The organism is Roseicyclus sp. (assembly GCF_052168335.1).
In the GTDB taxonomy this organism is placed as follows: Bacteria; Pseudomonadota; Alphaproteobacteria; order Rhodobacterales; family Rhodobacteraceae; genus Roseibacterium.
In genome coordinates this window covers 1-6,453 of the sequence record NZ_JBQLZP010000171.1, presented here as the reverse complement: position 1 = coordinate 6,453, position 6,453 = coordinate 1, and the positions used below count along the sequence as shown (strand labels likewise).

At 73.0% G+C, this 6,453-nt stretch carries 6 protein-coding genes and 1 pseudogene; all 7 read right to left on the bottom strand.

Annotated features, from left to right (window positions below; translation table 11 throughout):
* A partial coding sequence (locus ACTS11_RS05305; protein ID WP_442639299.1) for a DUF1698 domain-containing protein occupies positions 1–488 on the bottom strand: 488 nt, incomplete at its 3' end.
* A complete protein-coding gene (locus tag ACTS11_RS05300) occupies positions 485–1,534 on the bottom strand; it encodes a UDP-glucuronic acid decarboxylase family protein (RefSeq protein ID WP_442639298.1) in 1,050 nt (349 codons plus the stop codon). The genes ACTS11_RS05300 and ACTS11_RS05305, both read right to left, overlap by 4 nt.
* The gene (locus ACTS11_RS05295; RefSeq protein ID WP_442639297.1) at positions 1,531–2,637 is read right to left on the bottom strand and encodes a CgeB family protein; all 1,107 of its coding nucleotides are present in this window, start codon (positions 2,635–2,637) and stop codon (positions 1,531–1,533) included. Before ACTS11_RS05295 ends, ACTS11_RS05300 begins: the two co-directional genes overlap by 4 nt.
* Positions 2,634–3,728, bottom strand: coding sequence for a CgeB family protein (locus ACTS11_RS05290; protein ID WP_442639296.1), 1,095 nt, complete (start codon positions 3,726–3,728; stop codon positions 2,634–2,636). Before ACTS11_RS05290 ends, ACTS11_RS05295 begins: the two co-directional genes overlap by 4 nt.
* Positions 3,725–4,840: a CgeB family protein gene (locus ACTS11_RS05285; protein ID WP_442639295.1), complete on the bottom strand. Its 1,116-nt coding sequence runs from the start codon at positions 4,838–4,840 to the stop codon at positions 3,725–3,727. Before ACTS11_RS05285 ends, ACTS11_RS05290 begins: the two co-directional genes overlap by 4 nt.
* Positions 4,840–5,943 carry a glycosyltransferase gene (locus ACTS11_RS05280; RefSeq protein ID WP_442639294.1) on the bottom strand — a complete coding sequence of 368 codons (1,104 nt, stop codon included), beginning with the start codon at positions 5,941–5,943 and terminating at the stop codon, positions 4,840–4,842. The genes ACTS11_RS05285 and ACTS11_RS05280 overlap by 1 nt, the downstream gene beginning before the upstream one ends.
* Positions 5,931–6,453, bottom strand: a pseudogene (locus ACTS11_RS05275) (TIGR04295 family B12-binding domain-containing radical SAM protein); the annotation flags it as partial. The gene ACTS11_RS05280 and the pseudogene ACTS11_RS05275, both read right to left, overlap by 13 nt.

Below are 6,453 nucleotides of genomic sequence, written 5' to 3'. Positions count from 1 at the left end.
GCGCCGCGCTGGAGCGACTGGAACAGCATCAGGTCGTCCGCGGCATGTTCGTGGATGATGTCGAGTGCCAGCAGCGGATGGCGGAGGTGGTAGAAGACGCCCATGAAGAGCACGAGGTCGAAGCGCTCTCCCAGTCGCTGCAGGTCGTAGACCGACATCTGCCGAAGCTCGATGTCGGCCCCGGCCATGGACACCGCGAAGCGCGCCTGCCGCAGGTAATGCGGATCGCTGTCGATGCCGAGCACGCGCCCCGCCCCGCGCCGCTTCATCTCGAGCGCGAAGAACCCCGCGTTGCAGCCGATGTCGAGCACGCTCCGTCCGCCGAGGTCGTCGGGCAGGACATGCGAGACGGCGTCCCACTTCTCGCGCGGGTGATCCCCGAGGAAATGGTCGGGCGCGGTCTCGATGCCGCCGATGCGCAGGTTGTGGAACCAGGGGCCGAGCGCGGCGATCTCGTCCCGGAGGCTGAGGGGATGCGCCGCGTTCATTCCAGGCTGCCGGCCCGCTGGCGCATGCCGCTGAACTGGCGCCACCGGACCGGACCGTCGACCTCGACGCTGCTTCTGTCGTCCCGGAGCGCGCGGAAATGCGCGATCGTCTCGCACAGCCCCTCCTCGAGGCCCACGCGGGGCTGCCAGCCGAGGTGACGCGCGGCGAGCGAGATGTCGGGCCGCCGGCGCGCCGGATCGTCCTTCGGGATCGGCAGATGCGCAATCGGCGAAGCCGAGCCCGTCATGCGCAGGACCGTCTCCGCAAGTTCGCGGATCGTGTATTCGTCAGGGTTGCCCAGGTTGACGGGGCCCTGCGGCGCGGGGTCCACCTCCATCAGCGCGAGGAGCCCGCGCACGAGGTCGGTGACGTAGCAGAAGGAGCGGGTCTGGTTGCCCTCGCCGTAGATGCTGAGACGGCGTCCCGCCAGTGCCTGCACGACGAGGTTCGAGATGACCCGCCCGTCATCGGGCTGCATCCGCGGCCCGTAGGTGTTGAAGATCCGCGCCACCCGCACGTCGAGACGGGCCTGGCGCACGATGTCGAAGCACAGCGTCTCGGCGGCGCGTTTGCCCTCGTCGTAGCAGGCGCGGGGACCTGTGCAGCTGACGTTGCCGCGGTAGCTCTCGCGCTGGGGATGCTCGGCCGGGTCGCCGTAGACCTCGCTGGTGGAGGCTTGCAGGACACGCGCGCCATGCCGCTCGGCCAGCGCCAGCATGTTGCCGACGCCGAGCACGCAGGTCATCATCGTGTGGACCGGATCGGCCTGGTAGCGCGGCGGCGAGGCGGCGCAGGCGAGGTTGTAGAGTCGGTCGAGGGGGGCGTCCGCCTCGTAGGGCTCGCAGACGTCGTGCTCGACGAGGGTGAAGCGCGGATCGGCGAGGAGCGCCGCGACGTTGTCCCGCTTGCCCGTGAAGAAATTGTCGAGACAGGTCACGCGATGGCCCTGCGCCAGCAGCGCCGCGCAGAGGTGGGAGCCGACGAACCCCGCGCCCCCCGTGACGAGGACGTGAAGCCTGTCGCCCCGCGCTGAAGTGTCCTTCATTCTCTCATCCTTTCGAGGTTGCGGAGCGATGTCCGCGGGGCCGTGTCCGCGGCGAAGGCGGCGACGAGGTCGCGCGCGCGCGCCATTCCGGTGTGCTTCTCGGCCACGATCCTCTGTGCCCGTGCCGCGACCGCCCGCCGGTCCTGTTCGGGCTGGCTCTCGAGCAACGCCACGACGGCCTCGGGGGTTTCCGCCGACAGGACCGCGTCGGGAAAGATTTCGTGCAGCCCCGGCCAGGGGTCGCTGATGACGGGCGTGCCGCAGGACGCGGCCTCGAAGAGGCGGACGGAAGGCGACCAGCCGGCGGCCGCCATGTCCTTGCGCGTCACGTTCAGGGTGTAGCGCTGGCGGGAGTAGAACGAGGCGTGCCGGTCGGGGGGCAGATGCGCGATCCGCTCCACGTTCGCGGGCCAGTCGATGCCCTCGGGATATTGCGGTCCGGCGACGACGAAGCGGCGGGCGGGCAGCCTGCGGGCGGGCTCGATCAGGAGCCGCTTGAGCGCATCCTGCCGGTCGGAGCTGTAGGTGCCGAGATAGCCGAGATCCCAGTCCGCCGCGTCGCCCGTCGGACGGTATCTGTCGCTGTCGACCGCGCACCAGAGCGCCTCGGCCCGCCGCGCGCCCCAGTCGCGCCGGAGCGTCTCGAGCATCGGGCCGCCGGTGAAGGAGAAATAGACGTCGAAGAGCGGGATCTGGCGCCGGGCGAGATACTCTTCCTCGCCTTTCGCGAGGCGGGCGAGCGTCACCGGCGTGTCGATGTCGTAGAAGCAGAGCCGCCGCGGACCGAGCGCCGCCAGCCGGTCGATCAGCGCGATCCCCTCGGGCACGTAGGAGCCGACGATCACCGCGTCGGCCGCCCGCAGGCGCCAGGTGTGCCGCCGCAGGACGGTGTCGAGGCTGTCGTAGAGGTCGAGCGTGCAGAAATCCGGGTCGGTCAGGTCGCGGTGTCCCGCGTACCAGGGCATGTCGCGTTCGAGGAAGAGGACCCGGTGCCCGGCCCGGCGAAGCCCACGGATCAGCGCCCGCCAGGTGGTGGCATGGCCGTTGCCCCAGGACGAGCTGAGCGAGAGGCCGAAGACCGCGATGTCGAGCGGCCCGGTCATCCCACCGGCACCTCCCGGCGCAGCGTCGCGGCGCGCGCGATGCAGGCGTCTGCTTCCCGCGCGCGGTGGGCGTAGCAATGCTTGGCGAGGACGCGGGCGCGGGCGGCCTCGCCGAGCGCGCGGGCGCGCTCGGGGGTCAGGTCGCTCAGGATCTCCACCACGTCCACGCCGTCCCGCGCCACCAACACCTCGCGCCCCGGCGCGAGGAACTGGCCGATGCCCTCCCAGGCGTCGGTGATCAGGCAGGCGCCCGCCCCGGCCGCCTCGAAGACCCGCGTGGCCGGCGAGAAGCCCATGGAGGCCATGCTCGCGCGGCTGACGTTGAGGACGGCCAGGGCCGAGCAGTTGAAGGCGTTGTGCGCATCCGTGCCGACATGGCCGAGGTGGCGGACGTTCGGCGGCAGTGCGCGCTCCTCCCACCCGGCTCCGCCGAGGAGGAACCCCCGCTTCGGCATCACGGCGGCGGGACCGAGGAAGAAGGTCTCCACCCGGTCCTCGCGGTCGGGCAGCCGGTTGCCGAGGAAGGAGAGGTCGGCGGCGAAGTGCGGATCGGGGGCGACGGGAAAATGCGTGTCGGGATCGAGCGCGTTGAAGATCGGCGTCACCTCGCGTGCGCCGAGGGACCGGTAGGCCGCGACCACGGGCGCGCCGCCGCCATAGGTCAGCACGAGGTCGAGCCCCGGCAGCGCACGGCGGATCGGGTGGTCGGGCACCGCGCCGATCTCGGCCAGCGTCGCGGGCGCGTCCACGTCCCAGAAGACCCGGACGGCGCCCGGCGCGGCCTCGGCCATGACGCGCTCGAGCACGATGTCGTCGGCGAAGCCGACGCCCGAGGCCTTGACGACCACGTCGGCCCCGCCGGCCTCGGCCGCGACCCGCGCGAGGCCCTCGGGATCGGCGGCATAGACGACGACCCGCGCCCAGTCGGGGGGCGCGATGTCCCGATGGGCCTGCCGCCCGAGGATGTCGGGCTCGTAGAAGGTGATCTCGTGGCCGAGCGCGGCCATCGCCCGTAGGAGCCCGCGATAGTAGGTCGCCGCCCCGTTCCAGTAGGAGGACAGAAGGCTCGATCCGTAGAACGCGATCCTCATTCCGCGGCCTCCCCGATGGCCGCGGCCTCGGCCCCGAGCGTGCCGAGAATGCCCGTCAGTTCGTCCACGCGGTGGGCGCAGGTGTGCCGCGCGCGGACCGTCTCGAGGCCCGAGGCGGCGAGGTCGGCGGCGAGATCGGGGTCGGCGAGGACGCGGGCAAGCTGCGCCGCCATCTCCGCCCCGCCGCGCGCGTAGAGGAAGTCGCGCCCCGGCCGGAACAGCCCCTCCGCGTCGTCCCAGGGCGCGCTGACGAGCGGGATGCCGCAGGCGAGCGCCTCGAAGGGCCGGATCGTGGGGATGCCCGGCAGCGCCTCGACATAGGGCCGCCGGGGGACGTGGACCGCCACCCGGGGACGGGCGAAGAGGCGAGGAACGGCGGCGTTCCGCACCCAGCCGCCGTAGCCGATCCCGGCCTGGCGCAGCCGCACCAGCGCGTCCTCGGGATAGCGCACGCCCCGCACGGTCGCGGTCAGTCCCAGCGCCTCCACCGGGCGGACGAGAAAGGTCTCGAGCTCGGCGCTCCGCTCGCCGTCGCCCCAGTTGCCGACCCAGACGAGATCGCCCTCCGGCGGCTCGCCGGGCATCGGCCGGAAGAGCCGCGTGTCCGCCGCCTCGTGCCAGGTGAAGACCTGCCGTCCCCACCCTTGCGCAAGGTAGCGCTCGCGCAGCGCCTCCCCGAAGGCCAGCACGCCGTCGTAATCGCCGAGCGCGAGGTCCGCGATCTGCGGCTCGGAGGTGACGGCGCGGTGGTGCGTGTCGTGGAAGAGCAGCGTGAAGCGCATGTCGCGGCGCAGGCGTCCGATGCGGGCGACGAGGTCGGGCTCCGTCCATTCGTGGACCACGACCACGTCCGCCCCGTCGAGCGCGGCGGCATGGTCGAAACCCGCGCCGTAGGTCCGCGAGGTCAGGCAGGGGAAGTCCCGGGCGAAGGCCTCCTCCGCCCCCTGCCCCGCCTCGGCGCGCAGCATCGCGCGGCTCCAGCCGTTCTCGGGCTCGAGCGCGATGGCTTCATGGCCGCGGGCGAGCAGCTCGCGCATGACGCCGCGCAGGAAATGGGCGTTGCCGTGGTTCCAGTCGGAGACGAGCGAATGGGTGTAGAAGACGAAGCGCATCAGGCGGGCACCTCCTCGGAGGCGGGCGCGTAGAGCGCGCGCATGGCGCGGGCCTGGGCGCGGGGCGTGAAGCGCGCCGCCCGGTCTGTGGCGGCGCGCGCCATGTCCCTGCGGAACCCCGCGTCGGCGGCCAGGAGGTTCAGCGCGTGGGCGAACGCCCCCGCCTCGCGTGGCGGCGCATAGAGCGCGGCCTCGCCCCAGATCTCGCGGTAGGTCGGGATGTCGGAGAGCACGAGCGCCGCGCCGGACGCCGCCGCCTCGAGCGCGGCGAGGCCGAAGGGCTCGTAGACCGAGGTGGAGACGAAGACGCCTGCCTGCCGCGCCGCCCCGATCACCTCCGCATGGGGACGCGGCCCGAGGCCTTTCGCGTGGCGGAAGCGTGTCGCGGAACCGTCCGGCCCCTCGGTGGCCCCGGAGGCGAGCACCGGCCAGTCCGCCAGCGCGGCGGCGGCATCGAGGGTCGTCGCGTCCTTGCCCGCGTCCCACCAGCGCGCGGCGGCATGGACGAAGGGCCGTCGCTCCCCCGCGCCGGGCGGCAGGGCGACGGCGTTCGGCACCACGTCCACATCGCCGGGGCCGGGATAGCACGCCCGCGTGAGCGCGGCATGGGCGGCGCTCGGCGCCACGATCCGGTCGGCGCGGGCGAGGCCGCGGGCGTTCAGCGCGCGCTGCCAGTGCCAGGGCGCGGGCGGATCGTCCCGCCGGACCGCCCGGAACCACGTTGCCACGCAGGAATGGCAGACCGCGACGACGCGGGCGTCGGTCTCGAGCCCCGCGGCTTGCGAGGGGGCGTTCACCTGCACCACATCGGCCCCGCAGCGCGCGGCGAGGTCCGCGAGCTCCCCCGGAACGCGGGTCAGCGCGGCCGCGTCCGGCACCATCCAGTCGAGCGGCGCGCCCGTCCAGTGCAGCTCGGCGACCGCCTCCGCCTTGCGGCACCGTTCCTTGTCCGGCTCCGGACCGAAACCCGCGAGGACCGTCTCCACCCCCTCTTCGCGGAGCGCCCGCGCAAGGTCCAGCGCGTAGCGCCAGACACCGCCGACCGCGTCGACGCTCATCAGCACACGCAGGGGCGTCGTCGTCGGGGGCGTCATCCGCAGCATGGCGCCTCCAGTTCCTCGAGCGGCCTCGGCCGCTGGTCCTGGATGTCGCTGAAGCGCCCGAAGGCGGCGAGGTAGTGGTCGTGGGCGCGTTCCCACGCCCGCTCGTCCGGCATCCCCCAGAGCGCGCGGTAGCTGGGCGAACTCGGATAGGGATAGAGCGGCACCGGTTCGTTGGCCCAGACGCCGTGCGCGATCAGGTGGCCGCGCCAGTGCTCCACCAGCGCCGGGTCGTCCTCGACCACGCCGATGAGGTTGGCCTGCACGAAGGGCACGTGCCGCCGCGCCTCGACCAGCAGCGCGGCCAGCTCCTCCGTCCCGAGGCGGCAGCGCTTGGCGAGCTCGGCGCGCCCCTCCTCGGTCAGGCTCTCGAGCCCCGCCTCGATCGAGACGCAGCCCGCCCGCCCGAGCAGCTCGAGGAGCGCGGGCTTCCACAGGTCGATGCGGGTCTGCACGCCGAAGGCGACGTCGCGGTCGACCAGCGCCTCCAGCAGCGCCTTCTGCGGCAGGAAT

Coding starts and splice junctions, on each gene's coding strand:
- ACTS11_RS05280 (WP_442639294.1), bottom strand. CDS start 5,943: ATGCTGCGGATGACGCCCCCGACGACGACGCCCCTGCGTGTGCTGATG.
- ACTS11_RS05295 (WP_442639297.1), bottom strand. CDS start 2,637: ATGACCGGGCCGCTCGACATCGCGGTCTTCGGCCTCTCGCTCAGCTCG.
- ACTS11_RS05300 (WP_442639298.1), bottom strand. CDS start 1,534: ATGAAGGACACTTCAGCGCGGGGCGACAGGCTTCACGTCCTCGTCACG.
- ACTS11_RS05285 (WP_442639295.1), bottom strand. CDS start 4,840: ATGCGCTTCGTCTTCTACACCCATTCGCTCGTCTCCGACTGGAACCAC.
- ACTS11_RS05290 (WP_442639296.1), bottom strand. CDS start 3,728: ATGAGGATCGCGTTCTACGGATCGAGCCTTCTGTCCTCCTACTGGAAC.